Here is a 596-nt window from a genome sequence, read left to right as displayed (position 1 = left end):
GTATTAGTTTTGCTTGTTTGGGTTGTCTATGGCTGGTTAAACTGTTCCTGATAATAATGAGAGTGAAAATTAACAAAAAGCTTGATGATGAGCGTGCTAGAAGCAGGAAGTACTGGCATGAAGGGGTTAACGAGTAAAGTCGGTTGGTTGTGGGTGTTATTAGTATGGTCAGCTGGTTTAGTGGCATTATTAGCCTGGCAAGAACCTGTTGTTCGACAACAGGTATTAGCAACCTCTGCCAGTGAAATGCAAGGGGAACTCTATCGGTTTAGAGCAACCCTACGAGGTGTACTGTCGACATATGAAAATTTGCCAGAACTTTTAGCGCAGCAGCCAACAGTGACTGGATTTTTGAGCAGTTCCAGGCAAAAAACTGAGTTGCACCATATCAATCGCTACCTAGAACAAACCAATAGAATAATGGGTGCCGCAGATATTTATTTATTGGATCAGCAGGGAACAACCATTGCTGCCAGTAATTGGGAAATGCCACAAAGTTTTTTAGGCCGTAACTTTAGTTTTCGTCCGTATTTTTACAAGGCAAAAGAGGGGTATGCCGGGCGTTATTTTGCACTTGGTACAACCTCTTTGCAACG

General features: G+C 42.6%; 1 protein-coding gene. It reads left to right on the top strand.

The window, feature by feature from the left end; translation table 11 throughout:
- Window positions 1–117 precede the first annotated feature (117 nt).
- Window positions 118–596, top strand: a 479-nt coding sequence (locus KCG35_RS26075) for a PDC sensor domain-containing protein (protein WP_507236969.1), incomplete at its 3' end; no start/stop codon positions are given.

The organism is Zooshikella harenae, from assembly GCF_018837975.1.
Classification (GTDB): domain Bacteria; phylum Pseudomonadota; class Gammaproteobacteria; order Pseudomonadales; family Zooshikellaceae; genus Zooshikella; species Zooshikella harenae.
This window is presented reverse-complemented; position numbering and strand designations above follow the sequence as displayed.